The sequence below is a fragment of the Kocuria sp. genome, from assembly GCF_030530945.1.
Taxonomy (GTDB): Bacteria; Actinomycetota; Actinomycetes; order Actinomycetales; family Micrococcaceae; genus Kocuria.
In genome coordinates, this window is sequence record NZ_JAUMTZ010000013.1 from 28,415 (window position 1) to 50,381 (window position 21,967).

At 68.6% G+C, this 21,967-nt stretch carries 45 protein-coding genes and 1 tRNA gene; 41 read left to right on the plus strand and 5 right to left on the minus strand.

The annotated features are described in order from the left end of the window. Positions 1-138 precede the first annotated feature (138 nt). A tRNA-Pro gene (locus Q4A22_RS10205) sits at positions 139-212 on the plus strand. A gap of 100 nt (positions 213-312) precedes the next feature. Here Q4A22_RS10205 and Q4A22_RS10210 read toward each other — a convergent pair. From Q4A22_RS10210 to Q4A22_RS10225, 4 genes are read right to left on the minus strand one after another with little or no spacing between them, the layout of a single operon-like run. Further along, complete coding sequence (locus Q4A22_RS10210) at positions 313-1,476, minus strand: site-specific integrase (protein ID WP_303179190.1); 1,164 nt, start codon at positions 1,474-1,476, stop codon at positions 313-315. After that, positions 1,466-2,089: an HIRAN domain-containing protein gene (locus Q4A22_RS10215; RefSeq protein WP_303179191.1), complete on the minus strand. Its 624-nt coding sequence runs from the start codon at positions 2,087-2,089 to the stop codon at positions 1,466-1,468. The genes Q4A22_RS10210 and Q4A22_RS10215 overlap by 11 nt, the downstream gene beginning before the upstream one ends. A 10-nt stretch (positions 2,090-2,099) precedes the next feature. Further along, the gene (locus tag Q4A22_RS10220) at positions 2,100-2,471 is read right to left on the minus strand and encodes an ImmA/IrrE family metallo-endopeptidase (RefSeq protein ID WP_303179194.1); all 372 of its coding nucleotides are present in this window, start codon (positions 2,469-2,471) and stop codon (positions 2,100-2,102) included. Between the two features lie 9 nt (positions 2,472-2,480). Continuing rightward, on the minus strand, positions 2,481-2,888 hold the full coding sequence (locus tag Q4A22_RS10225) for a helix-turn-helix transcriptional regulator (protein ID WP_303179195.1): 408 nt from the start codon (positions 2,886-2,888) through the stop codon (positions 2,481-2,483). A gap of 153 nt (positions 2,889-3,041) precedes the next feature. Between Q4A22_RS10225 and Q4A22_RS10230 the strand changes: the two genes are divergently transcribed. The 36 genes from Q4A22_RS10230 (at position 3,042) to Q4A22_RS10405 (ending at position 16,827) form a co-directional block, all read left to right on the plus strand. Continuing rightward, positions 3,042-3,266 carry a helix-turn-helix transcriptional regulator gene (locus tag Q4A22_RS10230; RefSeq protein ID WP_303179197.1) on the plus strand — a complete coding sequence of 75 codons (225 nt, stop codon included), beginning with the start codon at positions 3,042-3,044 and terminating at the stop codon, positions 3,264-3,266. Beyond that, positions 3,263-3,457: a helix-turn-helix domain-containing protein gene (locus tag Q4A22_RS10235; RefSeq protein ID WP_303179199.1), complete on the plus strand. Its 195-nt coding sequence runs from the start codon at positions 3,263-3,265 to the stop codon at positions 3,455-3,457. The genes Q4A22_RS10230 and Q4A22_RS10235 overlap by 4 nt, the downstream gene beginning before the upstream one ends. 52 nt (positions 3,458-3,509) lie before the next feature. Further along, the gene (locus Q4A22_RS10240; protein ID WP_303179200.1) at positions 3,510-3,749 is read left to right on the plus strand and encodes a hypothetical protein; all 240 of its coding nucleotides are present in this window, start codon (positions 3,510-3,512) and stop codon (positions 3,747-3,749) included. Beyond that, on the plus strand, positions 3,746-4,048 hold the full coding sequence (locus Q4A22_RS10245) for a hypothetical protein (protein WP_303179202.1): 303 nt from the start codon (positions 3,746-3,748) through the stop codon (positions 4,046-4,048). Before Q4A22_RS10240 ends, Q4A22_RS10245 begins: the two co-directional genes overlap by 4 nt. A 299-nt stretch (positions 4,049-4,347) precedes the next feature. Further along, positions 4,348-4,494, plus strand: a complete 147-nt coding sequence (locus tag Q4A22_RS10250) for a hypothetical protein (RefSeq protein ID WP_303179203.1) — start codon at positions 4,348-4,350, stop codon at positions 4,492-4,494. After that, positions 4,491-5,375, plus strand: a complete 885-nt coding sequence (locus Q4A22_RS10255) for a YqaJ viral recombinase family protein (RefSeq protein WP_303179204.1) — start codon at positions 4,491-4,493, stop codon at positions 5,373-5,375. The genes Q4A22_RS10250 and Q4A22_RS10255 overlap by 4 nt, the downstream gene beginning before the upstream one ends. Beyond that, positions 5,372-6,151, plus strand: coding sequence for an AAA family ATPase (locus tag Q4A22_RS10260; RefSeq protein WP_303179205.1), 780 nt, complete (start codon positions 5,372-5,374; stop codon positions 6,149-6,151). Before Q4A22_RS10255 ends, Q4A22_RS10260 begins: the two co-directional genes overlap by 4 nt. After that, entirely contained in the window at positions 6,144-6,299 is a 156-nt protein-coding gene (locus Q4A22_RS10265) for a hypothetical protein (protein ID WP_303179207.1), read from the plus strand. Before Q4A22_RS10260 ends, Q4A22_RS10265 begins: the two co-directional genes overlap by 8 nt. Beyond that, positions 6,280-6,630, plus strand: coding sequence for an HNH endonuclease (locus Q4A22_RS10270; protein WP_303179209.1), 351 nt, complete (start codon positions 6,280-6,282; stop codon positions 6,628-6,630). The genes Q4A22_RS10265 and Q4A22_RS10270 overlap by 20 nt, the downstream gene beginning before the upstream one ends. Then, the gene (locus Q4A22_RS10275) at positions 6,617-6,745 is read left to right on the plus strand and encodes a hypothetical protein (protein ID WP_303179210.1); all 129 of its coding nucleotides are present in this window, start codon (positions 6,617-6,619) and stop codon (positions 6,743-6,745) included. The genes Q4A22_RS10270 and Q4A22_RS10275 overlap by 14 nt, the downstream gene beginning before the upstream one ends. 56 nt (positions 6,746-6,801) lie before the next feature. Next, a complete protein-coding gene (locus Q4A22_RS10280) occupies positions 6,802-7,305 on the plus strand; it encodes an HNH endonuclease (protein ID WP_303179211.1) in 504 nt (167 codons plus the stop codon). After that, a complete protein-coding gene (locus Q4A22_RS10285) occupies positions 7,289-8,056 on the plus strand; it encodes a helix-turn-helix domain-containing protein (protein WP_303179212.1) in 768 nt (255 codons plus the stop codon). The genes Q4A22_RS10280 and Q4A22_RS10285 overlap by 17 nt, the downstream gene beginning before the upstream one ends. Beyond that, positions 8,026-8,532, plus strand: coding sequence for a hypothetical protein (locus Q4A22_RS10290; protein ID WP_303179214.1), 507 nt, complete (start codon positions 8,026-8,028; stop codon positions 8,530-8,532). The genes Q4A22_RS10285 and Q4A22_RS10290 overlap by 31 nt, the downstream gene beginning before the upstream one ends. A 42-nt stretch (positions 8,533-8,574) precedes the next feature. Continuing rightward, positions 8,575-9,105: a single-stranded DNA-binding protein gene (locus tag Q4A22_RS10295; protein ID WP_303179216.1), complete on the plus strand. Its 531-nt coding sequence runs from the start codon at positions 8,575-8,577 to the stop codon at positions 9,103-9,105. A gap of 16 nt (positions 9,106-9,121) precedes the next feature. Next, complete coding sequence (locus tag Q4A22_RS10300; protein ID WP_303179218.1) at positions 9,122-9,340, plus strand: hypothetical protein; 219 nt, start codon at positions 9,122-9,124, stop codon at positions 9,338-9,340. Then, on the plus strand, positions 9,337-9,810 hold the full coding sequence (locus tag Q4A22_RS10305; RefSeq protein WP_303179220.1) for a hypothetical protein: 474 nt from the start codon (positions 9,337-9,339) through the stop codon (positions 9,808-9,810). The genes Q4A22_RS10300 and Q4A22_RS10305 overlap by 4 nt, the downstream gene beginning before the upstream one ends. Further along, positions 9,803-9,985 carry a hypothetical protein gene (locus Q4A22_RS10310; RefSeq protein ID WP_303179222.1) on the plus strand — a complete coding sequence of 61 codons (183 nt, stop codon included), beginning with the start codon at positions 9,803-9,805 and terminating at the stop codon, positions 9,983-9,985. The genes Q4A22_RS10305 and Q4A22_RS10310 overlap by 8 nt, the downstream gene beginning before the upstream one ends. After that, a complete protein-coding gene (locus tag Q4A22_RS10315; protein ID WP_303179224.1) occupies positions 9,982-10,140 on the plus strand; it encodes a hypothetical protein in 159 nt (52 codons plus the stop codon). The genes Q4A22_RS10310 and Q4A22_RS10315 overlap by 4 nt, the downstream gene beginning before the upstream one ends. After that, positions 10,137-10,769: a hypothetical protein gene (locus Q4A22_RS10320; RefSeq protein WP_303179227.1), complete on the plus strand. Its 633-nt coding sequence runs from the start codon at positions 10,137-10,139 to the stop codon at positions 10,767-10,769. Before Q4A22_RS10315 ends, Q4A22_RS10320 begins: the two co-directional genes overlap by 4 nt. Before the next feature lie 42 nt (positions 10,770-10,811). Next, the gene (dut, locus tag Q4A22_RS10325) at positions 10,812-11,237 is read left to right on the plus strand and encodes a dUTP diphosphatase (RefSeq protein ID WP_303179228.1); all 426 of its coding nucleotides are present in this window, start codon (positions 10,812-10,814) and stop codon (positions 11,235-11,237) included. Beyond that, positions 11,234-11,470, plus strand: coding sequence for a hypothetical protein (locus Q4A22_RS10330; protein ID WP_303179231.1), 237 nt, complete (start codon positions 11,234-11,236; stop codon positions 11,468-11,470). Before dut ends, Q4A22_RS10330 begins: the two co-directional genes overlap by 4 nt. Next, a complete protein-coding gene (locus Q4A22_RS10335) occupies positions 11,467-11,949 on the plus strand; it encodes a DUF3310 domain-containing protein (RefSeq protein WP_303179232.1) in 483 nt (160 codons plus the stop codon). Before Q4A22_RS10330 ends, Q4A22_RS10335 begins: the two co-directional genes overlap by 4 nt. Further along, the gene (locus Q4A22_RS10340) at positions 11,936-12,313 is read left to right on the plus strand and encodes a hypothetical protein (protein WP_303179233.1); all 378 of its coding nucleotides are present in this window, start codon (positions 11,936-11,938) and stop codon (positions 12,311-12,313) included. The genes Q4A22_RS10335 and Q4A22_RS10340 overlap by 14 nt, the downstream gene beginning before the upstream one ends. Further along, positions 12,310-12,663: a hypothetical protein gene (locus Q4A22_RS10345; RefSeq protein ID WP_303179234.1), complete on the plus strand. Its 354-nt coding sequence runs from the start codon at positions 12,310-12,312 to the stop codon at positions 12,661-12,663. Before Q4A22_RS10340 ends, Q4A22_RS10345 begins: the two co-directional genes overlap by 4 nt. Further along, positions 12,657-12,782: a hypothetical protein gene (locus Q4A22_RS10350; RefSeq protein WP_303179235.1), complete on the plus strand. Its 126-nt coding sequence runs from the start codon at positions 12,657-12,659 to the stop codon at positions 12,780-12,782. The genes Q4A22_RS10345 and Q4A22_RS10350 overlap by 7 nt, the downstream gene beginning before the upstream one ends. Before the next feature lie 146 nt (positions 12,783-12,928). Beyond that, positions 12,929-13,093 (plus strand): hypothetical protein, encoded by a 165-nt coding sequence (locus Q4A22_RS10355; protein ID WP_303179236.1) that lies wholly within the window; start codon positions 12,929-12,931, stop codon positions 13,091-13,093. Between the two features lie 92 nt (positions 13,094-13,185). After that, positions 13,186-13,431, plus strand: a complete 246-nt coding sequence (locus Q4A22_RS10360) for a hypothetical protein (protein WP_303179237.1) — start codon at positions 13,186-13,188, stop codon at positions 13,429-13,431. After that, complete coding sequence (locus Q4A22_RS10365) at positions 13,428-13,634, plus strand: hypothetical protein (RefSeq protein WP_303179238.1); 207 nt, start codon at positions 13,428-13,430, stop codon at positions 13,632-13,634. The genes Q4A22_RS10360 and Q4A22_RS10365 overlap by 4 nt, the downstream gene beginning before the upstream one ends. Next, positions 13,631-14,068, plus strand: a complete 438-nt coding sequence (locus Q4A22_RS10370) for a hypothetical protein (protein WP_303179239.1) — start codon at positions 13,631-13,633, stop codon at positions 14,066-14,068. Before Q4A22_RS10365 ends, Q4A22_RS10370 begins: the two co-directional genes overlap by 4 nt. Continuing rightward, positions 14,065-14,427, plus strand: coding sequence for a hypothetical protein (locus tag Q4A22_RS10375; protein ID WP_303179240.1), 363 nt, complete (start codon positions 14,065-14,067; stop codon positions 14,425-14,427). The genes Q4A22_RS10370 and Q4A22_RS10375 overlap by 4 nt, the downstream gene beginning before the upstream one ends. Next, entirely contained in the window at positions 14,424-14,567 is a 144-nt protein-coding gene (locus Q4A22_RS10380; RefSeq protein ID WP_303179241.1) for a hypothetical protein, read from the plus strand. The genes Q4A22_RS10375 and Q4A22_RS10380 overlap by 4 nt, the downstream gene beginning before the upstream one ends. A 95-nt stretch (positions 14,568-14,662) precedes the next feature. Beyond that, positions 14,663-14,881 carry a hypothetical protein gene (locus Q4A22_RS10385; RefSeq protein ID WP_303179242.1) on the plus strand — a complete coding sequence of 73 codons (219 nt, stop codon included), beginning with the start codon at positions 14,663-14,665 and terminating at the stop codon, positions 14,879-14,881. Beyond that, positions 14,878-15,597, plus strand: coding sequence for a hypothetical protein (locus Q4A22_RS10390; protein ID WP_303179243.1), 720 nt, complete (start codon positions 14,878-14,880; stop codon positions 15,595-15,597). Before Q4A22_RS10385 ends, Q4A22_RS10390 begins: the two co-directional genes overlap by 4 nt. A 338-nt stretch (positions 15,598-15,935) precedes the next feature. Further along, complete coding sequence (locus tag Q4A22_RS10395; RefSeq protein ID WP_303179244.1) at positions 15,936-16,259, plus strand: hypothetical protein; 324 nt, start codon at positions 15,936-15,938, stop codon at positions 16,257-16,259. Continuing rightward, positions 16,256-16,447 carry a hypothetical protein gene (locus Q4A22_RS10400; protein WP_303179245.1) on the plus strand — a complete coding sequence of 64 codons (192 nt, stop codon included), beginning with the start codon at positions 16,256-16,258 and terminating at the stop codon, positions 16,445-16,447. Before Q4A22_RS10395 ends, Q4A22_RS10400 begins: the two co-directional genes overlap by 4 nt. Before the next feature lie 116 nt (positions 16,448-16,563). Then, the gene (locus Q4A22_RS10405; protein WP_303179246.1) at positions 16,564-16,827 is read left to right on the plus strand and encodes a hypothetical protein; all 264 of its coding nucleotides are present in this window, start codon (positions 16,564-16,566) and stop codon (positions 16,825-16,827) included. A 97-nt stretch (positions 16,828-16,924) separates the two neighbouring features. Here Q4A22_RS10405 and Q4A22_RS10410 read toward each other — a convergent pair whose 3' ends face one another. Then, positions 16,925-17,791, minus strand: coding sequence for a hypothetical protein (locus Q4A22_RS10410; RefSeq protein ID WP_303179247.1), 867 nt, complete (start codon positions 17,789-17,791; stop codon positions 16,925-16,927). Positions 17,792-17,921: 130 nt separating this feature from the next. On the opposite strand from Q4A22_RS10410, the gene Q4A22_RS10415 reads away from it, so the two are divergent. From Q4A22_RS10415 to Q4A22_RS10425, 4 genes are all read left to right on the plus strand, one after another. Next, entirely contained in the window at positions 17,922-18,119 is a 198-nt protein-coding gene (locus tag Q4A22_RS10415) for a hypothetical protein (RefSeq protein ID WP_303179248.1), read from the plus strand. Between the two features lie 20 nt (positions 18,120-18,139). Then, a complete protein-coding gene (locus Q4A22_RS11855; protein ID WP_368410631.1) occupies positions 18,140-18,448 on the plus strand; it encodes an HNH endonuclease in 309 nt (102 codons plus the stop codon). A 474-nt stretch (positions 18,449-18,922) separates the two neighbouring features. Beyond that, a complete protein-coding gene (locus Q4A22_RS10420) occupies positions 18,923-20,395 on the plus strand; it encodes a hypothetical protein (RefSeq protein ID WP_303179249.1) in 1,473 nt (490 codons plus the stop codon). After that, on the plus strand, positions 20,392-21,967 hold a 1,576-nt coding region (locus Q4A22_RS10425; RefSeq protein ID WP_303179250.1), incomplete at its 3' end, for a phage portal protein. The genes Q4A22_RS10420 and Q4A22_RS10425, both read left to right, overlap by 4 nt.

Consider the following 21,967-nt stretch of genomic DNA (forward strand, 5'->3'; position numbering starts at 1 on the left):
CACCCCGGGCGACGACGCCGCGGCGGGTCCGCCACGAAGGGCCCGCCGCGGGCGCCTCCCGCGATGTGAAAAACGGGGCCGGGTGGGGTAATGTATCCCAGGTGTTCGGCACTGGTTCGCCAGGGCTGAGCACGGTCGCGGGATGTGGCGCAGCTTGGTAGCGCACTTGACTGGGGGTCAAGGGGTCGCAGGTTCAAATCCTGTCATCCCGACCGACGGACCGGCTCTGACAAGGCACAACGCCTCGTCAGGGCCGGTCCTTCTTCGTATCCAGGGGTGAAGGTGTCCACTTACTGACCACTTTCGACACGACTACGCGGGCGGCGCGAACGCCTCCACCACCGCGGAGAAGTCCACCAGCCCGTCCCGCTCGATGTAGTACCGGCGGGTGACCTCCGGGCCCGCGTGGCCCAGTTGCCCGGCCGCCGCCTCCGCACCCTCTGCCCGCGAGATCAGCGTCGCCACGGCCTGCCGGTAGTGCTTGAAGGACACGTGCTCCCACCGTTCCCCGCGGGCCTGGCGCCACAGCCGGTGGATGTTCGACAGCTCGTAGTACGTCCCGTTGCGGGTGGTGAACACCCCACCGGTCTTGTCCTCGGCCCGCAGATAGCGCAGCCGGAGCACCTGCACCACGAACGCCGGGACGGTCACACCCCTGGTCGAGGTCTCCGTCTTCGGGGTCTCCTGCCGGATCAGGCCGTCCTTAGTGCGGGTGATCGTGCCGGTGATGCGCACGACCCCGGCGCGCAGGTCCACGTCCTCCCACCGCAACGCGAGCACCTCACCCGGCCGGCACCCCGTGCCCGCGAGCACGTCGAACACGTCCAGCAGCAAGGGTGCGTTCCGGGGCGGGCCGGGGGCCTTGACCTTCCCCCATGCCACGACCGTGTCCCGCACCGCCTGCACATCGGAGGGCGACAGGGCGACGACGGCCGCACGCTTACCCCGGGGGAGCGCAGCCGCGCCCACGGGGTTGTGGGGGATCACGTCGTCCGAGACGCACATGCCCAAGATCTGGGACAGCGCCACCTTCGCGTGCTTCGCGGCCGTGGGCCCACCCACCGTCTCGCCGTCCTGCTCGCGTGGCTCGGCCACAGTCTGCAGGAACGCCCGCACCTGGGAGGTCTTCACCTCGCCCACGGTGAGCGCCCCGATCAGCGGGACGATGTGCACGCGCACGGTCTTCTCGTACCCGGCGCGGGTCGCGTGCTTCACGTCCAGGTGCTCCAGCCACATGCGCGACGCCGTCGTGAGCGTGGTGGTGGCCTTCAAGGCGCCCGCTGAGGGCGGCACCCGTGTGGCGGCCTTCGCCTTCAGGGCAGTCTGGGCCTTCCCGGAGGTCGCACCATGGGCGGCGATCCGGCGGCGCACACCGTCCTTGTCCCGAATCCACGCCCTGGCCTGCCACTGCCCGGGCTGCAGGTGGGTGACGGTGATCTTCCCCATCGCCCCGATGGGCAGGCGTTCACGCGGCACCCGGGTCACCCTTCGGCGTGGTAGCCGGCATCCTCTTCTGCAGCCACCAGAACAAGGCGGCGAGCCCGAAGAACAAGATGGACCCGTTGAGCACGGACCCCACCAGGCCGAGCGCGAGCAGCACGTAGGCGCACACCCGGTAGACCTTGATCGCCCCCGCGTAGCTGCGCGCCTTCTTCGGGCGGCCGGGTGCGGGTTCGGCCTTCACGAACTGGCCCTTGCTGTTCCGGGCGGGGCCCGCTGACGGCCGGGACGGCGCGGTCTCGGCGCCGGTGGTGCTTCCGGTGAGGAAGTGCTTGGGCTTCGCGAGGTCGAGGGCGATCTCGTCGTCCGCGGTGAACTCGCGGATCGTGGCCAGTACCTCCATGCCCTGCAGGTGTGCGTCCATCAGGGGCGCGTAGTCCACGGCCTCGTCGGCGGGCAGGTAGCCGACGTGGTGGCCCCAGATGTCCACGGCGATTGCGTTCGGGTCGTGGGGGTTCTGGGGCTCCCGGCGCAGGACGGCGAACGAGGGGGTGATCCCGGCGTCAGCGACGGCTTCGACGGCGTCCGGACGGAATATGGTGCCGGCCACGAAGGTGACGGCGCCGGTGGGGGCGAGGTAGCTGCTCATGGGGGTCTCCTCAGATGGTGTGGGTTCTCAGGTAGGTCTCAACGACCCAGGGGAGCACGTCGAGCTCGCGGCACCACTCGGCGGTGTCCTCGATCCCGCGGACCCGGTGAAGGTCCTCGGGGGTGAGGAGCCTGCTGGCGGCGATGCTGTCGCAGCGCTTCTCGCGCTTGGCGTGCCACACGGGGTCGTGGACGGGCGGGTCGTCGTACTCGTGGTGGACGATCTCGTGGGCGAGCGTGGAGCGCTTCGCCCGGGCGGTCATGGTGTCGCGGATGACCGCGGTGTGGGTGGTGTGGTGGTAGATCCCGGCCAGCCCTGGTCCGGGATCGCCCCACACCACACGCAGCCCGAGTTGGGCTGCGTGGGTGTACGGGTCGTACATGGGGGGGTCCTACTCTTCGGGTACGTCCTCGGTTTCGGTCTTGGCGGCCACGTGCAGGTTCGTGACGTTAGAGGTCTGGTCAGACTCGGAGAAGGCGTCGATGCTCTCGTTGAACTGTTCGGCGCCGTGTTGCATCCGGCGCAGCACTTCTTCGGCTACCTGCTCGTCCGTGGCCTGCTGCAGGGAGTTCTCGGAGCGGAGCGCCCGGGCCTCGTGGCGGGTGATCATGCCGGCGACTTCGAAGAGGTCGAGCATGTCGAGGTCGGTGGCGCGGGCGAGGTCCCTGAGTGTCTCCATGCTGAGTGCTGTTTCGCCGCTGAGCTGGCGGGAGAGCTTGGAGGGCTGGATGCCGCTGGCCTTGGCGAGCTGCCTCATGGAGAGGCCTGTGGTCTTCGCGAGGTAGGTGCTGATGTCCATGCCTCTAGTGTTGCATATTTGCAACACTTGCGCCACCTAGTACGCCGTATTCCTAAGCACTCGCGGGCACTTGCGGCACATGTCTGCGTTGACGTGTTGCAATCATGCGTCAAGTGTTCTACTATTGGGACAACACCGAAAGGAGGTGAGGAGATGAACTTCCAGTTCAACCCCGATGTCCTCTGGGACATCAAGCACCAAGAGCGCATCGAGACCTGGGGTGAGCTCGCGGCCCGACTCGGCGTCAACGCGGCCACCCTGGAACGGTGGCGTTCCGGCAAGTCCGCGCCGTCGTTCGCGGCGGTGTCCCGGATGGTCCTGCAGTTCGGGATCCCGTTCCACCGCATGACCCTCCCAGCAGAGGAGGCGGCAGCATGATCGCCCCCCTGGACCCGGCGTCCCGGCTCACCACAAGCGAGTCCGCCGAGTACCTGGGGGTGCGCCCCCAAACCATGGCGAACTGGCGATCCGCCGGCACCGGGCCCCCGTTCTACAAGATCGGCGCCGCGGTCCAGTACCGGGTCGCCGACCTGGACACCTGGATCGAAGCCCAGAAGATCGCCGCCTGACCCCCCCCAACCCCCCTGTTGTTCGCGACTCGGGATCTCGAAGGAGACGACTATGCACTGCCTGTTCGCTGGCGTGGACCGCGCCGACACGAAGAACACCATCCGCGACATGTTCATGGAGAACCTCGCCTACCTCGGTGTGGAGCTCTCCCGGGCGAAGGCCTCGAAGCTCGCCGACCAGTACAAGCGTGGCCGGCTGGACGAGATGGACCCGGAGCTGATGCGGGTCCTGCAGTACTCGGACCCCACGGGGGAGACCGCGGTGCGCCACGTCATGGCGGCCGCCGCGTGACGGCGATGGTGCTGGAGCAGGCGGAGACGGATGCGCGGGAGCGGTGGAAGACCGACGCCGCGGACACCGTGGCCGCGCTCGCCGCCGACGGCGGGGCGTTCACGGTGAACGATCTGCGCGCCGCGGGCCTGCCGGAACCACCGCACCCGAACATGTGGGGCATGGCGCTGCAGTGCGCTGCGCGCCGCGGGGTGATCGAGTACGTCGACCACGTCCGCTCCCCACGACGACAACGCGCCGGCGGGGCTGTAGCCCGCTGGCGAGGAACCCAAGCCGCTCACCCCGAGCGGCTTTTTTGATGCCTGAGGAGGCCTGATGTTGGACCTGTTCCCCGGCCTGGTGGACGTGCTGATCGTCGCCGGGCTGTGCGTCACCGCGGCGCTGACCTACGCGGCCGTGGTGCTCGTGAGGTCGCTGCAGTGAGCGGCCTGTACCCACCGGGGCCTATGGGGGGCTCCGGGATCGACGACTACGACACGGAGGGCACCGCTGACTGTGAGGCGTGTGGGGCGTTCGTCTCCACGACGCTCACCTGGCGGGGCCTGGCGTACACGTTCACGTGCCCCGAGTGCGGGGCTGACGGAGAAGGGAGCCTGTAATGGAGGAGTACTGCAACACCTGTGACGATCTCCGGCCCGTCACGGAGGCCGAGATCAAGCGGCTTGACCAGGGAGACATCGAGTTCACCTGCCGGGAGTGCAGCACGAAGAACCGGAACATCGACGCCACCAGGTCAAGCGGATGATGCGCGTTGACGTCGTCCCGGACACTCTGGAGTGGGAGGCCGAGCGGCGGCACAGCATCGGCGCGTCCGAGGTGGCCGCAGCGGTGGGGGAGTCGTCCTACGACGGCACCCCGCTGAGCGTGTACCTCGACAAGATCGGCGCTGGCCGCAACACGTTCGACCCGATCTTGTCGCTGATCGGCCACGGCGAGGAGCCGATCATCGCGGAGTGGGTGGCCCGCTACCACCCCGAGGTCGGCGAGGTGGGGCCGGGGTTCATGGCCCGCCACGAGGACTACCCGTGGTTGCACGCCTCGTTCGACCGGGTCGTCCGTGACCCGACCGGGTGCACGGTGCCGCTGCAGCTGAAGACCTCCACGGTGTTCGTACGGCACAAGTGGAACCTCGGCGTGCCGGTGGACTACCTGATCCAGGAGGAGATCGAGTGCCTGGTGATGGGAGCCCCATACGCGCTGCTCGCGGTGCACCACACGGGCACCACGGAGTTCGAGCTGTACAAGCTGCCAGCCCACCCGGAACGGCAAGCGCAGCTCGCGGACGCCACCCGCCGGCTGTGGGAGTGCATCAAGAACCGTACCCCGCCCCCGCCGACGCTCGGGGATGACCTGGCCCGCCTGTACCCCGCGAGCGACGGCAAGCAGGTCACCGCGGATGACGACGTCTTGGACACCCTCGACTTCCTCCGGGAGACCGCGGCGCAACGCAACGAGGTCGTGCGCGAGTACAAGGCCATGGAGGCCGACGCGAAGTTCCAGCTCGAACAGTTCATGCAGGACGCCACCGAGATCACCGACCCGTACACGGGCCGCACGGTGCACACCTGGAAGACCACGAAGAACGGCGACCGACGCCACTACACCCCCAAGGGAGAGAACGCATGACCATCCAGACCCGCAAGCCCACGAGCAAGCCCTCGTGGCCCGTCCTGCTGCTGGCAGGAGCGGAGAAGGCCGGCAAGAGCTACGCATGTGCGCTCGCATCGGCGTCCCCGAAGATCGGACGCACCCTGTGGGTGTCCGTGGGGGAGACCGACCCGGACCAGTACGGCGCGATCCCCGGCGCGGACTTCGACATCGTCGAGCACGACGGCACGGTCCGCGGGGTCCTCAACGTCCTAGTGGAGATCGCGTCCCTGCCGCCCCAGGAGACGCCCACCCTGCTCGTGGTGGACTCCATGACCCGCTTGTGGGACATGGTCACCGACGACCTGCAGGCGACCGCGAACGCCCGCGCCAAGCGCAACGGCCGGGGCGGTGACCAGGGCATCACCATGGACCTCTGGAACCGCGGCAAGGGCATGTGGCGGCACATCGTGCAGGCGATCAACGCGCACAACGGCCCGGTGCTCCTCACGGCCCGCTTGGAGCCGGTGACGGTGATGGACGACAAGGGCAAGCCCACCCCGATCAAGGCCGACAAGATCAAGACGGAGAAGTCCCTGCCCTACGACGTGGACGGGGTGATCCAGATGCCCGAGCGCGGGAAGACGATCATCAGCGGCCTGCGGTCCGTGGTGATCCAGCTGGACGGTCCGACCGAGTTCCCGAACTTCACCGTGGACAGCCTGTGGTCCTCCCTCGGCCTGGGGGATGCGCAGCACCGGAGGGTGTCGGAGCCCGCGGCGGCTCAGGACACGGACGAAACCGGCCATGAGTGACGACGACAAGGTGGTGCCCCTCGAAGAGTACGGGCGCCAGGTGAAGGCCCATCAGGGCAACTACGAGCTCACGGGGCACTTCATGGCCCTGCTGAGGGCCAACAACCAGGAAGGAGACGACGATGCCGGTGAGCCGACAGACGCGTGAGCGGGTGTTCGAGCGGGACGGGTACGTGTGCGTGGACTGCGGCACCCCGTACGCGCTCACGGTCCAGCACCGGGCGGGCCGGGGCATGGGCGGGTCGAAGCACCTGGACCGCATGTCGAACCTCCTGACCATGTGCAACGTCCACAACTGCCTGCTGGAGGAGTCCGCGAAGTACGCGGAGACCGGCCGGGAGCTCGGGTGGAAGCTGCACCGGAACCGGCTGGTGTCCCCGGCGGACGTGCCGGTGTTCCACCGTCCCTTGCGGGCGTGGTTCTACCTGGAGGACGACGGGTCGAGGATGCAGGTGGAGGCCCCGGATGAAGCCGCATAGCAGCTCGTACCCGATGCCGAAGACGGTCCCGCAGAACGGCAAGGACCGCGGCGGGTACTACCAGTACCGCGGAGAGAAGAAGTTCCCCCAACCGGGGGAGCGACCGAAGAAGTAGAGCCCCGAACCATGCAGCGGTTCGGGGCTCTCGCATACCAGAACGGAGCATACCAAATGAGCTCAGAAGGAATGGCCTGGGCATTCAAGCAGCACGAGGTCAAGGGCAATGAGCTGTTGACCCTCGTGGTCATCGGGGACGGCGCCACGACATTCGAGGGCGTCGTTCGGGCGACTCACGCGACGACGGGCGAGGCGATGGACTCGCTCTGCTGGTTGGCGGAGAACCGGTACATCTTCGTCCTGCCGGGCGGCACCTACGAACTCGCGATGCCGCCCGCTCAGGAGCCGGGGCGACCTGAACCGGGCTATAAGCGCCGGCCCGTTTCGACACGTAAGGCGCTCGCAGTGTTCGACCGTGACCACTACACGTGCCAGCACTGCGGAGCACGGAAGGGACTGACCGTCGACCACATCGTGCCGGTATCCAAGGGCGGGACCAACGACCCCGACAACCTGCGGACGCTGTGCGGGCCATGCAACTCCAGCAAGGGCGCACGCGACGAGCCCACCCGATCCCGTGGGGCCGGAAGGAGGGGCCGCTTTGGGGATCATCACTAACCACATCGACTTCACCCGTGACTTCACCCAGATCCCGAACACATGGGTGCGAGACAAGCGCCTGTCCCACCGCGCTCGCGGGGTGCTGGCGGTGATCCTCTCCCACCGTGACGGGTGGGAGACCACGACGCAGTACCTCGTGGAGAACGGGGCTGAGGGCCGTAACGCGATCCGCGCCGCACTGAACGAGCTCTGCGACATCGGGTACCTGCGCTACGAACCGATCCCCGGTGAAGGCGGGAGGTTGGCCGGGTCCAGGTACGTCACGCAGATCCCGCCGAGCGACCGGGAATCACCTCACCGAGAGGCAGAAAACCGGGCGGTCGGTGAACCGGGCGCCCGGGAATCGGCCACAAAGAATACCAACTCAAAGAACACCAGAGAGAAGAAGACCAGAGAAGCTTCTTCGTCACCTGCCGGTGACGGCGCCCGCTACTCGGCGGACTTCCTGGCCTGGTGGGAGCACTACCCCCGGAAGCAGGACAAGGGAGCGGCGTGGCGGGCGTTCCAGAAGATCCGGGACACCCCGGTCGAGGTGCTGATCGCTGGCGCTGACCGGTACGCGGCTGACCCGAACCGGGAGCCCAGGTTCACGAAGCACGCGGCGACGTGGTTGCGGGCCCGGGCGTGGGAGGACGAAACCCCGCTCCCGGCCCGTGCCCAGAAGCCGGGCTCGCGGGACCGGCTCGCGCAGATCCAAGCCCTGAAGGGAGGCGCCCCGTGGACCGAGCGGACGTCGTTGACTTCCTGACGAAGGTCAGCAGCTACGACCGGCGGACGGTGGACGAGACGGACATCGCCCCGTGGATGGAGTTCTTCGGCGCGAACGAGTGGATCACCCGCCCGCTCGCGTTGGAGGCGGTGCGCCGGCACTTCGACTCCTCGACGGAGTGGTTGAAGCCCGCGCACGTGAAGCAGCAGGCGCGCATGGCGAAGGACTCGCTGGAGCGGGACGCGGCGAAAGCGTCTGCTCTGGCCCCGGGGCGACGGGTGGAGAACCCGCTGTCGTTCCGGCGTCGTGACCCGGGCCGGTGGGATGCGCTGTTCGAGGAAGGCCGGGTGGAAGGCGCGGTGGAGTGCGCTCGCCGCCGGGCTGACCTGGATGGTGTGCCGCGGGCGGTGGCGGAGTCGTGGGCTCGTGAATGGATCACGGCCCGCATCAACGCGGAGGCACGTGGTGTGCCTGATGCGGTACCGGGGGTCATGCCGTGGCCCCCTGAACAGTGAGCACCCTGCGGGGTGCTCTTTCTCGTTGGAAGGACGAAACACATGGCAGGCGACACGATCATCACGGTGGTTGGCAATCTGACGGCGGACCCGGAGCTGCGGTTCACGACGTCGGGGGCGGCGGTGTGCAACTTCACGGTTGCATCGACGCCTCGGCAGTACGACAAGCAGTCGAACGAGTGGGTGGACCAGGAGACGTTGTTCATGCGGTGCTCGGTGTGGCGGGAGGCCGCGGAGAACGTGGCCGAGTCCCTGTCCAAGGGCAACCGCGTGATCGTTCAGGGCCGGTTGAAGGCCCGCTCGTACGAGACGAAGGAGGGTGAGCGGCGCACGTCCACGGAGCTGGAGGTGGACGAGGTGGGCCCGTCGATGAAGTACGCGACGGCGAAGGTCACCCGGAACTCCCGTCAGAACGGGCAGGGAGCCCCGCAGGGAGGCCAGTACGCCCAGGGCGGGGGAAACACCCGCCAGGGCGCTCCCAGGCCGTCTCAGGGCCAGCCGTGGGGCCAGTCGGGGCAGCAGCAGTCCTCGTACGACTGGGGCACCGGCAACGACCAGGACCCGCCCTACTGATCCACCACCCCACATCGTGAGCCCTCGCGTCGTCCTGGCGCGGGGGCTCACCCACATCTTCGAGGAGACGACCATGCACCCTGACACGAACCTGTACCGGATCATATGCGAGCCGCTGGCCCCTGGGCTGAACACCATCGTCGGGGTGGTGGAGTTCGCGGGCATGGCCCTCACCGGTGAGGGCCATGAGTTGCGCTTCCGGGGCACCGAGCCGCTGACGGAGGTGACCCGGTGAACGCGGCGGAGGACCTCGCGCAACGCCTGGAAGCGGCGCGGGAGACGTTGCACGCGGTGCGCGAGTTCGTGGGCCCTGGGCAGTCGCGGTTCAAGCCGGAGGTGATCGGGGTGTACGAGGCGGCGGTGGTGACGCTGGAGGAAGCGCACGAGCTGGCGCTTGCCTCGACCCCGCCCCCGGCCCCCGCGAAGCGTGAGCCGAAGGAGGACCCGGCGGAGCGTGCCCGGCGTATCCGCGCATCCCGTGAGCGCCGCCTGCGGGCGGCGCGGGACCGGGTGGACGCCTACGAGCGGGCACACCCGATCAACGAACACGGGGTCCACACGGCGCCGTCCGTGGCCTCGAACAACTGGCGGCACCGGAATGCCGCCGTGGACCGGGACCTCGCCGCGTGGCGGCAGTACGAGCACGACACGAAGATCATCCGGCACCTGACCGGACTCATGGAAAAGGAGGCCCCGGATGCTTGATCAGCAGCGGGTGCAGCTGACCCGGGCGGTGGCCGTGCTCCTGGACGAGGACGCGGCCACCGTCCCCAACCTGGAGCACCAGAGGGTGCTGTACGGGGCCACACGGGCCGAACTCGTGGAGATCCTCCACGGGCTCGACACCCAGGCCGCACACGACTACGAGGAGACGACGTGAAGTACGAGGTGAAGATCCGGCGTGACGGGCTGTGGGCGGTGATCGCCCCGTCCGGGCAGGTGGCAGGCCTGTGCCCTACCCGGATGGAGGCCATGACCGCGGCCCGCGGGCTGTTGGCGTTCAAGGCGTTCGCGTGCCGGGAGGTGGCGGCGTGAAGGCCACGGTCCACAAGGTGGGTGACCAGTGGGTGGTGGAGTCCAAGGGCCCGGCCCGGAAGGTGCGGGTGCGGTCCTGGGAGGAGGCCATGCGCGTGGTGGCCGGCCCCACCGGCAAGGAGACGGTGTGTCAGGGGTGCGGGCGCCCCATGAGTTCCATGCGGAACCGGCCCATCGGCGTGTACCACCAGCGCACCCTGCTGCACTGCCATGTGTGCGTCTACCTCGACCCGTCCCTGGTGGAGGTAGGGCGCCGCGAGCGTGAGGCCCGGCGTGCGGCGAAACGGGAGGCGGAGGAGAAGGCGCGGGCGGAGCGTGAAGCGGTGAAGGCCGCCCAAGTGGAGGCTCGTGCCGCGGAGAAGGCGGCTAAGGCGGAACGGGCCCGGGTGCGGGAGGAGGCACGCCGGGAACGCGAGCGGGCCCGCGCCGCCGAGGAAGCCGCACGCGCCGCCCAGCAGGAGGCCCTGGCCGCAGAGCAGAAGCAGCAGCAGGAACGCGAGCGGGCCCGCGCCGCCCGGCGCACGGCCCAGAAGATCCCACCCGACGCGCTCACCCGTGACGCCGGGCTGGCCTCATGGCTGGACGCCCGCAACCGGCGCCTCGCACGCCGACAACGAATGACCACCTGACCCCCGGAACCCCCGGGGGTCTTCTCATGCAAGGAGACAGACATGAACCTCGAACGGCTCGACCCGTACATGCCCGCCCCGTCCTACGCGCACCCCGGTGACGCCGGCCTGGACCTGCACGCAGTCGGGTTCTTCCGCATCACCCGCACACCGAAGCTGATCCCCACGGGGATCAAGGTCGCGATCCCGGACGGGCACGTCGGCCTGGTGTGCCCTCGCTCCGGGCTCGCCGCGAAGCACGGGGTGACTGTCACCAACGCCCCCGGGGTGATCGACGCCGGGTACCGCGGGGAGGTGAAGGTCGTCCTCCACCACCAGGGAGCCGAGGGTGACGCCTACTTCCTGTCCCACGGGGAGCGGTGCGCGCAGCTGCTCATCGTCCCCATCGCCCGCCCCGAGATCACCGTGGTGGACACCCTGGACGCCACCGAACGCGGCGCCGACGGGTTCGGGAGCACGGGCCGGTGATTGTCGAGAACCCGACCGGAGTGCAGGCCCGGCAAGCAGCGCGTCTCGCGCAACACCACTACGAGCTGCGGCAGGCGTACCAGTTCACCCGCAACCCCAATGTGGCCGAGGCAATGGCGACCATACAGGCCCGTCGTGAGGACCACCAGACCCGCACCGGATGGGTCGCCGACTACGACGGCGAGACCACCACCTACCACTACACCGACCCAGCAGAGAGGCCCCAGCTATGACCAGGCTCCGAGACACCACCCCCTGGGCTGTCCAAGACAACTCGGACCCCATCAACCCCGCCCACTACCAGGGCTTCAGCAACGGCGCCCAGGTCATCGACATCACCGAGAACCTCCCGTTCAACGCGGGCAACGCGGTGAAGTACCTCGCCCGCGCCGGACGCAAGCACGCCGAGACGCACGCGGAGGACCTGCGGAAGGCCCTCTGGTACGTGCGCCGCGAGCTCGCCCGCATCACCGGGGAACCGGAACCCGAATCCTCCCCGGCGGCCCCGGTGGTCACCCCGGAGATGGTGCAGCTCGTGCTCGACACGTACGCCGAGCACGAGGACATCGTGACCCGCGAACGCAAACGCTACTGCGCCGAGTGCGACGCCCCGCTGGTTCACGGGCTCACCCCCGCGGCGCATGCTCGGAATATGGCGGCCGCCACCCTAGAGGACGCCATCGCGAAGGCGGGCCGAGATGCCCAGGAGTAGGGCAACCGCGAAGGCCGCGGGCGCGTCCTTCGAGCGGCTGATCGCTGACCACCTCGCCAAGGTGCTGGACGACCGGATCGACCGCCGGGTGAAGACCGGCGCCGCGGACAAGGGCGACATCGGCGGTGTCCGGGACCGTGACGGCCGCCGCGTGGTCCTGGAGTGCAAGGACTACGGCGGCCGCCTGCAGCCCCCCGAGTGGCTCCGCGAAGCCCACACCGAGCGCGACAACGACGGCGCCGCCGTGGGCGTGGTCGTCGCGAAGCGCCGCGGCACCACCGACCCCGGCGCCCAGTACGTGCTGATGACCGTGAACGACCTCGTGCAGCTGCTCGGCGGCACGAGCCCGAAGGAGGACGCATGACCGAGTACAAGCCGCAACGCGGGGAACGGGCCGTGTTCCACGGGTTCGCCGTGGGGTCCGTGGAGGTGTTCGTGGCGAACCACCTGCCCGTTTTCGCGTCGGTGGGCAAGTACGACTCGCGGGCGCCGGGCATGGTGTGGCACCCGGTCACGGCGCACGGCACGGGCGACGTGCGCCCACTCGCCCCGGGCACCCAGGCGTGGGCGTGGGACACGCTGTGCGAGGCGAAGCGCCGCCACGAGGCCGGGGAGGACCTGGCACCCATGGCCACGCACGAGCTCGTGAAGAACGAGAGCAACTCGGGGATGCACCTGGCGCCCATCGAGACGAAGGAGGACCCCTCATGCTGACCTTGATCCTGGCTTACGCCCTCACCGGCGCGGCCGCCTGCGGGCTCATGGCCGCGATGGTGGTCCTGCTGGTGGGTGTGGCCCTGTACACCGACTGGCGGGACGGGGTGAGGGCATGACGATCCTCCCGCCGCCACCGAAGCCCGAGCCGCGGCACACGTGCGGCGCCTCAGAAACCGGGGTGCCCAGCATTATGACGCACCAGGCGGGCACGCTCTGGGAATGCCCGGAGTGTGGGCGCTGGTGGAAGCTCCACACGAGCGGCATGTTCTACGAGCCCGGGTGGACTCCCGTCTCCTGGTACGACGTCCCGGCCCGCCGTCGGATCGCCGCCCACGAGACCGAGAAGATGCACTACCGCGCCCCCTCGACCGTGGGGACGCGCCACTGGTGGGACTGCCACCCCAACCCCAGGAAGGGACGCCCGTGACCCTCGGAGTCCTCCTGGCCCAGGTCGCCGCGTCCTGGGCCCACCACCAACCGCCCGCCCACGGGTGGACACCAACCGAAAGCGAGACCGACATGACCGAAACCCCCGCCCAGCCGACAGCAGTGCCGCTCGGGCACACCGCGCAGATCATGTTGCGGCAGCTCGCCGAGCATCAAGACGCCCGCCCGTTCGACCCCGACAACGTGGGAGACGCCCTGCCCGAGTACGAGGTGGCGCGCATGGACGAGTGGCAGCGCCTGGACTCCGCCATGCGCCTTGTCATGGGCAGCGTGCTCACCCGCGAAGCGTTGCGCGCCTGGCAGGAGGCCACGCCGTGACCCGCCCGAAGTACCGGGCCTACGTGTGGAAGGACAGATGGGCGTTCGGGGACCACTACTGGCTCGTGGGTGTGTGGGCAGACGGCGGCCAGGTCGTGTTCCGCCCCAACGCACCCGTTGGCTTCCCGACGCACGCCGAAGCACTCGCCGAAGGGCTGGCTTGGGCGGCCGAGCTCAACACCCGAGAGAAGGAGGAAGCATGAGCACGCACGAGAGCATGACCCCGGAACGGCTGGCCGAGATACGGGGGCGGGTGGAAGCGTCCACCTGGAACCCGAGCGAACCGTGGGCGATCTACGATGACGGGCTAACCCGGAGCGTGTGGGTCCAGGACGGGGCCACCCTATGCACCTTCGTCGCCGACAACTTCTACCGTGGGGAGCCATGCGGGGAGGCGGATGCTCGGCTCACTGCCCACGCACCCCAGGACCTAGCGGACCTGCTGGCAGAGGTGGAGCGGCTGCGGGCACGGCTCACCGTGGACGACGACATGGCCGAGCGGGCGTCGCGGGCGCTGAACGCGGATGACCCCGAAGCGTACCCCTGGGAAGACATCTCGGAGTTTGCCCGAACCGAACGACGGAACGACGCCCGTGTCGCCCTCAACGCCGCACTCGGCACCCAGGAGGGGGCGTGAGCACCAGCCTTTTCGGCAAGATCACCGGCAACGTCCTCGACGACCTCGCGTACCTCGTTGCCCGCGGACGATGGGAGACACCCCCGCACCTGCCCTCCCAGCGGGGCGTCAGGTGGGGGGACTACCCGGAGGCCCGGCGATGCGTGATGGTCGCCACCATCCGCAAGGAGCTCGAAAAGGTGCTCCGCCCCGCGGTCACGGACGAGATGGTGAGTGCCGCCGTCAGTGCACTCCGCCCGCACCACACCTACCAAGTCGAGAACGGTGAAGCGTGGGTGGACATGGACGGCCCCCTCAAAATGCGGGACGCAATCGAAGCCGCTCTCGACGCGGCGACCTACCACAAGGAGAACCGATGATCCAGATCTTGACCATCATCTGCCAGATGCTGACGGTCTGCGCTCTGGCGCTCACCGTCTACTGGCAGCGGAAAGCAGACCAGCAGCTGAAGGAGGCCGCCAAAACCAGAGCCAAGATCACCGTGCATCACCACCGCTGACCCTCTGACCCAACCCCCAGGCCACTCCGAACCGGCTGGCCTTTTCCGTGGCCCCCGCACACCCGTGTGGGGGCCACTGTCGTAAGGAGAGAACCATGACCACCTTCACGGTCATCGCCGGGTACTGGCTGATCGCGGTGCTCGTCGCCACGGTCGCCAGCATCACCGGCGTGTACGCCAACATCTGGCCCGCCACGTCCCGCAGGTGCGCCCGCACCGCGCTGCTCGCGTTCGCGTGGCCCGCCCTCGTCCTCTACTGGGCGGCCCGGTGGGTGCGCTACATGTGGGGCCTCGCAGAGTGGAGGACCCGATGAGCCTGTGCGGCATCTGCCAAGCCCCCGCCACCGTGGGGTCCATGTGCGCCGGGTGCCTCGCCCGCGCCGAGCTGCGCATCATGGACACCCCGGAACTCCTCCGGGACCTGGACGTGACCATCACGAAGCAGGCCCGGCAAGCCGCCCCCGGCCCAGGTGGGGGATCGGACCGCATGGTCCTCAACCTCCCCGCCTCCGAGACCGGGGCGGAGCTGCGCGCCGCGTACCGGGCGTTCGCCGGGAAGCACGACCCCACCGTCCGTGAGACCCTCGACGGGCTCCACGCCACCGCACGGCACCCGGACACCCCAGCCCGGGTAACCCGCCTGGAGGACGCGTTCAAGGCCGCCGACCGGGCCAGGGACTCCGCACCCGAACGCCGGGTCATCGGCACCTGCCCCTGCGGCCGGCCCCTGGCCACCACCCGCACGACGGGCACCATCGAGTGCCGGCGCTGCGGGCAACGCTGGGACATCGCCGGAACCTTGGAGGACCGCACCCAGAGGGTCCAGCACTGGGAGGTGTCACCCGCGGAGGCTGAGACCTACGTGTGGGCCGCGTACCGGGAGCGCCTCCCCGCGGAGACCGTGCGCACCTGGATCAAGCGTGGCACCCTCACGAGGGTGTGGCCTGACGCGGAACGGGTGCTGCTCGGGGACGTCATCCGGGTGTGGGAGGAGAAGACCGATCGCGTGACCCACCGTGACGCCGCGTGACCCCCACTGATCTCCAGGGATTGCGGCTCAACGCCTGGACCCGTAGTATGTAGTTAGATCAGGTTCCGTCTAGGCGGGGCCTTTTTTCATGCCCCCAACGTGTTCGACACGCTGGGGGCTTTTGCATGTGCTGGCCCCATCTTGGGGGTGGGACCAGCACCGCCCATCGTCGGGAGACGTAGGGCCGCGGCGAGAGTGAAGGCTTCGGCCGGGTTCGAGTCCCGGCGCCGCACTGGTGGTGTCAAACCCTGCAGATCGGGGCAAGGGCGCCCATGACGCGACGAGGAATGCCGAGACGCACCTGCACCACCAACCACTCAACACGGTAGGAGGTGCCCATGCTGACCTGCTACGCGTGCGAGGTCCGAGACCCCAGGGAGTGGTGCGAGATCAACCGGGTCCCCGTGTACCTCGCAGAGGACGCCGAGCTCGCCTTCTGGGGGCCGTTCATGTTCACCCGGGAGGCGCTCCTTCCCGGCATCGGCAAGGGCTGGGGCAGGAAGTTCCGGCGATCTCGCATCGGCCAGCGCTTCCCTCAACTCGGCAGGGCAGTGGACCGGCTCGACTGGGCGGTCTACATCAAGGACCTGGAGCCGCGCACCATGCCGCTCGTGTGGCCGATCCGCCGGCGCCCCGACCTGTACCCCGGAGGTGGACAGTGAAGCCCACCCCTGACCTGTACGACCGGCTGAGGGCCGATGCAGTACGCGCCGCCCAGTCCGCACCACGCCGCGGTCGGAACCCCTGGGAACCCGAGACCACCACATCAGCACGCACCTACCCGGACCCCACCGGCGACCAGGCCACCGCCCAAGCGGACAAGGCCCGCCGCAAGAACCCCCGCCGCTAGCCGGCGGGGTGGTGGGTTGAGCGACCCCTCCCCGGTCACCGCTCCCCACCTGGGTGCGTCCCGGCCCCTTTCTCTCCTTTCAGGCCGGGACGCACCACCCACGACAAGGAGGACCCATGAGCTCTGGACACACCGTGACCGACTGGCACCAGCTCCAGGCTGCGCACCCCATCACCATGCACGGCACACCCGGCATGTACCTGGCACCCGAGCTCACCGGGTATAAGGACCACCTGGTCGTGCTTACCGCACCCGACAGGACCGGGGCGTTCCTGTACCAGTACCTGGTGGGCACGGACGCACCCGAGGGTCTTGCTGTTGCGGGCCCGCCCCTCTACGAGACCCCACACCTGGGCCACGCCCACCCTTCCACCAGGTGACCCGCCACCCCTACCGGCCTCGCCTCTGCTCCTGCGGGTACGAGGCCGTGTACGGCCCATGGTGCGCCGCATGCGCGGAGCAATCGGGAGCTAATGATCAGTCGTCCACGCGACGCAGGGCACCTTGACTGAACCACCCCACGAGGGTGGAGGCCAACAGCACGGCGGCCTGAGCTTCTTCCACGCTCACGTCCTGGTAGTCTCCCTGGCCGTGACGATCCGACTGGGAATGCCACAGCAGCTGCATCATGGACACCAGGTGTTCGACGGCGCTCGAATCCTTCGACCCGGCCATCACGAACTTCCAATTGTGCCCACCGGACCGCAACACGTTGATGTCCTTCCCCAGTGTGGCGTCCTTGTCCTTGGGTGAGATCAGGGGAGTGGAGAGGATTTCCACGGCCTTCACCGCATCGTGGTACGCGGAACTCGGGGAAGGGTTGACCCCGTACGCCTGCCCCCATGCCTTTCGGAGTTGGCTGCTGGCTAGATCCTGCTTGGACATCACCGACTCGACCACCACGGCCACACCCGAGGGCACACGCTCGACGAGTCCGTACCGTCCTTGACGGTTGCCCACGGCCCAGTTCGACCCACTGCGCCGCAGGATCTCCCCCAAAGCCGACACGCTTTGGGGTGCCCGCCCCTCGTAGATGAGATGCTCACTGAGGAGGAAGTCGAGGTAGTAGAGCAGTACCTTGTCTGGAAGTTCAATGAGCTCCTCAAGGACCTCGTGCGGATAGCGCGGGGACGGCGAATGAACGCCGAGGTCAATGTGTGACGCCGTCTGAAACCTCATGAACGAGGACATTGGGGTCATCCCCCGAGGCGTTGCGGCGGGCATCGCCCATGTTGCAAGCTCCGGCTTCGCGGCGGGAGGCACGTCCTCGATTAGTTCAAGGAACGACTCAGCCTCATCGGCATCCAGCCCAGGGGGAACCCATCGGTATTCATCGGTACTCATGACCGCATTGTGTCCGCGCTCACCCCGACGCACCGAGAGGCGCGCCGATACGACGTGACAGACAAGGCGGAGACCCCATGACCACTGATCGCAACTACATACCCACCCTCAAAGATCGCAGCGAGGACACATGAACCCCAAGGCCAAGCAGGTCATCGCCGGTGAGCACCTCACCGTGCGCACCCGCAACGAGTACCACGACATCGTGCATGCACTGCACTGCACCAACCACCTCGACGTGCACGTGGACGGTGACACCACCACGGCAGGCAAGGGCAGCGTCACCTACACCCGAAGCACCAAGGCCAAGGCCAACACCAAGGACTGAGAACGAGGGACAGGTGACGCATGTCAAGGACAGCGACACCAGCATGGCGACAACTCCGCAAGGTCAAGATCGAGGAAGCCCAAGCACGAGGCCAGACCACATGCCTCGTGTGCCGGGCATGGCTCGACTACGACCACAAGGGCCAGCCCAACAGCCCCGAGCTCGACCACATCGTGCCTCACGCCGCCGGGGGAACCGACCACCCCAACAACACCCGCATCATCTGCCGCACCTGCAATAGACGGCTCGGCGGGAAGCTCGGGAATCAACGATCCCGAGCGCGCTCACCCTTCGCCCCCAAGCAACCAGGCACCACCGCGGCCTGGTAACCCCTGGCGGACCAGCCGCCCCCTGTGGATAACCCCAGGGGGGAGACGGTCCCTCAGGGCCCCAGCGATCATCCCGGGCGTTGCAATACCCCCGTGGGGTTTCTGGTATCCGCAGGTGCCCGTAGCGGGTGGCCCGGCCTGGCCTGTGTTTCTGCGGTTCTGGGGATCCGTGATGCGAAGCATTTTCACCCGGAAGGGGGTCGTGATGCCGACTCGTCCTGCGACTGTGTTCACGGCGTCGAGGAAGTCCCGTCTGGAGGGTCTGCGGGCTCTGCGGGACAAGCTTTCTCGGGTGATTGACGCGACGGAGTCGGGCCGTGACCTGGCGTCGTTGTCGGCGCGGCACGTGGAGGTGCTGGCGTTGATCGCGGAGCTGGAGTCCGCGGAGCAGTCGACGCAGCAGACGGCGCCGTCGACGGCGGCTGACGAGGTCGCGGAGCGGCGGGCTCGCCGGTTGGCGGAGCGTAGGGGGGCGTGATGCTGGTTCAGGGCACGCAGTCCCCGCGGGTTTCGATGGCGCCGGTGGGGGAGTGGTCGGAGTCGGAGGACTGCGCGGACCTCGCGGCCCAGTACGGGCTGACCCCGGACCCGTGGCAGCGGAACGTGCTGGACGCGTGGATGCGTCGCGGCGCGGATGACCGCTGGGCGGCGGGTCGGTGGGGTGTGGCTGTGCCTCGGCAGAACGGCAAGAACGGTCTCGTGGAGATGGTGGAGCTGTACTTCATGGTGATCTTGGGGCTGCGGGTGTTGCACACCGCCCATGAGGTGAAGACGGCGCGGAAGGCGTTCCTGCGCATCCTGTCGTTCTTCGAGAACGAGCGGCAGTACCCGGAGCTCGCGGCGATGGTGAAGGGCTCCCCGCGGAAGACGAACGGGCAGGAGGCGATCTTCCTGCACGCCCCTGGCTGTGGCCGTGGTGAGAACTGCGGGTGCAAGGGGGGCGGGTCGGTGGAGTTCATCGCCCGCTCGAAGTCCTCGGGGCGTGGTTTCACGGTGGACGTGCTGATCTGCGACGAGGCCCAGGAGTACGGGGATGACGCGCAGGCGGCGCTGCTGCCGACGATCTCCTCGGCACCTTCGGGGGATCCGTTGCAGATCCTGCTGGGCACCCCTCCGGGCCCGGGCATGGACGGCACGGTGTTCACGCGGCTGCGTGAGGGCGGGCTGTCGGAGGCGACGCGCACGGCGTGGTGCGAGTGGTCCTGCAAGCCCGGCGTGGAGGTGGGGGACCGGGCGGAGTGGTTCGCGTCGAACCCGTCCCTGGGCATCCGCCTGAACCTCTCGACGGTGGAGGACGAGTTCGGGGCCATGTCCCCGGAGACGTTCGCCCGGGAGCGCCTGGGCGTGTGGGACACGGGCGCGAACGGGTCCGCGGCGTTCAACTTCACCCAGTGGCAGTCGCTGACGGGTGAGCCGCCGGCGGATGCGGTGCGGGTGTTCGGCGTGAAGTTCTCCGCTGACGGCTCGCACGTGTCCCTGGCGGGGTGCATGAAGCCGAAGGAGGGCCCGCTGTTCGTGGAGGGCATCGCGTCCCGGCCCATGTCGGAGGGCACCCAGTGGCTCGTGGACTTCCTCGTGGAGCGCAAGGCGGACACGGCGCAGATCGTGATCGACGGCCGCTCGGGTGTGGGTTTCCTGGTGGAGGCTCTGCGTGAGGCGGGTGTCGGGAAGCGGGTGCTGCTGACCCCCACGGTGGGGGAGGTGGTGACGGCGCACACGATGTTCGATCAGGCGATCACCGAGGCCACGCTGACGCACTCGGGGCAGGCCCTGTTGGGCGACGAGATACGAGACGTGACACGCCGACCGATCGGGACCCTGGGCGGGTTCGGGTGGGCGGCCATGACAACGGGCGGGTCTGTGGGGCTCGTCGACGCGGTGACCCTCGCTCATTGGGGTGCCCGGACAACGAAGCGGAAGCCGGGCAGGAAGCAGGTGATGATGTGAACTGGTCGCTGGGTGACATCGCGGACCTGCGCGTGGAGGGCATCTCGGAGGAGGTGTCCTCGGAGCTGAAGGACCTGCTGACGGTGTGGCGGTCTCGGTGGGAGAAGAACTACCGCCGGACCTTGTACTGCGACACGGAGCAGGAGTTCAAGAACATCGGGATCGCCTTGCCCCCGAAGATGTCCCGCACCCGGTACGTGCTGGGGTGGGCGGGGCAGGCCGTGAAGAAACCGGCGATGCGCTCGCAGTTCGATGGGCTGCGGATGCCGGGTTCGGAGGACCCGTTCGAGCTGGGGGAGACCCTGTACGCGAACCGGTTCGGGCTGGAGTTCTCGCAGGCGATCCAGTCGGCCTACAAGCACGGGGTGGCGTTCGTGACGGTCGCCGCTGGCCGTGAGGGTGAGCCGCCGGTGCAGATCATCGGCCACTCGGCGGAGGCCGCGTCGGGCATCTGGGACGCCCGGAACCGGTGCCTGCGCTCGGCGGTGACGATCACGGACACGGACGTGGAGGGCAAGCCCACGGAGTTCGTGGTGTGGCTGCGCGACGAGGTCGTGACGTGCACCTCGGACGGTGGCCGGTGGTCGGCGGAGTCGGTGCCGAATCCCACGGGGCGGGTGCTGTGCGTGCCGGTCGTGAACGACCCGGAGTTGACCTCACCAATGGGGCGGTCCCGGCTGACGAACTCGGTGATGGTCCTCAACGACATCGCGGTGCGCACCATGGCTCGCATGGAGGGCAACGCGGAGTTCTACTCGTCGCCGCAGCTCGCGGTGCTGGGCGCTGACCCGGACGCGTTCTCGGGGTTGTCCTCGGACGCGAAGTTCAAGCTCGCGATGGACCGCATCCTGGCCTTGTCGAAGGACGAGGACGGCGACACCCCGTCGCTGACGCAGCTGTCGCAGGCGACGATGACCCCGCACTCGGACATGATCCGCACGGTGGCCATGGCGTTCGCGGGGGAGACAGGCATCCCGCCGTCGTCGTTGGGCGTGATCCATGATCAGCCGGCGTCGGCGGAGGCGATCCGCGCCGCGGAGCATGACCTGCTGATCGACGTGCTGCGCATGAACCGGTCGGTGCTGCCGTTCGCGGTGAAGGAGATCGCGGGTCTGGCGGTCATGGTCCGTGACGGGGCCACCGAACCGCCGCCGGAGCTGTGGCGGGTGTCGGTGTCGTTCGCGGATCCCGAGTTCCGGTCGCTGTCGGCGGAGGCGGACGCGGTGCAGAAGCTCGCGTCGATGATGCCGACGATCTCGAACTACCCGGTGCTGCTGGAGAGGCTGTTCGACTCGGGTGAGGTGGAGCGCATCCAGGCGGACAACCGGCGGTCGGAGGTGTCGTCGTTCATGGAGCAGGTCGCTCAGCGTGCGGCGACGCCGCGTGCGACAGCCGCTGAGGGTGACCGTGGCCCGGTGACCGAGGACCCTGCAGGGACCCCGCCCCAGGCGCCCGAACGCCCCACCCCTCCCCGAGTAGCGGCGAAGCCCGCCCCGGAGTCGGCTGACACCGAGGACGAGAAGGACGAGAAGGTCGAGAAGCCCGGCGACAAGCCCGGTTCCACGACCACCA